Genomic DNA, 1,339 nt, shown 5'->3' on the forward strand with positions numbered 1-1,339 from the left:
TGTTGTTGCCCCCTAAAGACCGGACGGGGTCTCCTGGGTTGATCGGGTGATGAACTCGCGCGGCGAGCGGTAGCCGAGCGCGCGATGAGGATGAAAGTCGTTATAGTGCGCCAGCCAAACGGGGAGCTGGCGCAGCACGCTCGCGGCATCCGGTAGCACCGAGACACGCACGTAGTCGCGTTTCAAGGTTCGCACGAACGCTTCGGCCATGCCGTTGCTCTGCGGGCTCTCCAGCGGCGTCGTCTTCGGTATCAAGCCGAGTTCGCGGGCGAAGCGGCGGGTATCGCGGGCCACGTAGCAACTGCCGTTGTCAGTGAGCCACTCGATCAGGCTCGGTAGCTGGTTGACCGCCCCGAAGCGATGCTCCACGGCGGCCACCATCAGGTCGCGGACGTCCTCGCCCGTGATGCCCGCCGTGGTCGCCACGTAGCTCATCGCCTCCCGATCGCAGCAGTCGAGCGCGAAGGCGACCCGCACGCGCTCGCCGTTCTCTGCCGCAATCTCCAGCCCGTCCGAGCACCAGCGCGTGTTGCGCGTGGCCACCGCCACCTTGCCCTCGTGACGGCGCGTCTCGGCTCCGCCCGCATGTCGCTGCAGCAGGAGGCCGTGCACCTTCATGACCCGGTAGACCCGCTTGGCGTTCGGTGCAGGCCGACCGTCCCGCTCGGCCTGCCGGCGCAGAAGGGCATGGACGCGCCGATAGCCGTAGGTCGGCAGATCCGCGATGAGCGCCTGGATGGCGGCCAGTAGCTCAGCGTCGGGTGCAGGCGGACGGCCGCGTCGGCCCATGGGCTTCCAGGCGGGGGAAGCCTGCCTGGACGAGGCGAGGTGCGGGCGCGACACGCTCAAAGCCGTGGCCACAGCGCTCACCGGCCGTCCCCCGGCCACGAGGTCACGCGCGAGGGCAACTTTTTGGGGGCGGCGGCCCGCTCCATCGCCTCGCGCAGGATCTCGGTCTCGAGCGTCTTCTTACCCAGGAGCCGCTGCAACTCGCGGATCTGCTGCTGGGCAGCACGAAGCTCGGAGGCTGGCACCACCTCTTCACCGGCACCGGCGGCCGTGAACGCGCCGCGCTCCATCAGCCGACGCCACGTGAACAGCTGGTTGGCGTTCAGCCCGTGGCGGCGGGCGACGAGCGAGACGGACTGGCCGGGTAGATAGGTCTCCTCGACGAGGCGCACCTTCTCCTGCGTGGTCCAGTGCCGCCGGCGCTGGACCGAGGTGATCACCTCGACGCGTTCGGCGCGGGGCGGGTCGTTAGAACTCACCATACGGTCGGTCATAGGCACACACTTCCATAAGCGTGAGCCCCTGTCCGGTCATTTCGGGGGCTACTTCA

General features: G+C 68.5%; 1 protein-coding gene. It reads right to left on the minus strand.

Annotation, left to right across the window (positions count from 1 at the left end):
* Positions 1-12: 12 nt before the first annotated feature.
* Positions 13-1,271 (minus strand): IS3 family transposase gene (locus tag G4G93_RS35335; protein ID WP_145984767.1). Its coding sequence is split into 2 segments (ribosomal slippage): positions 13-921 and positions 924-1,271, totalling 1,257 coding nucleotides; the frame shifts between segments, so codons are not numbered across the junction.
* Between the last annotated feature and the right edge of the window lie 68 nt (positions 1,272-1,339).

Origin of the sequence: Methylobacterium sp. DB0501, from assembly GCF_011043735.1 — a bacterium.
GTDB lineage: Bacteria > Pseudomonadota > Alphaproteobacteria > Rhizobiales > Beijerinckiaceae > Methylobacterium > Methylobacterium alsaeris.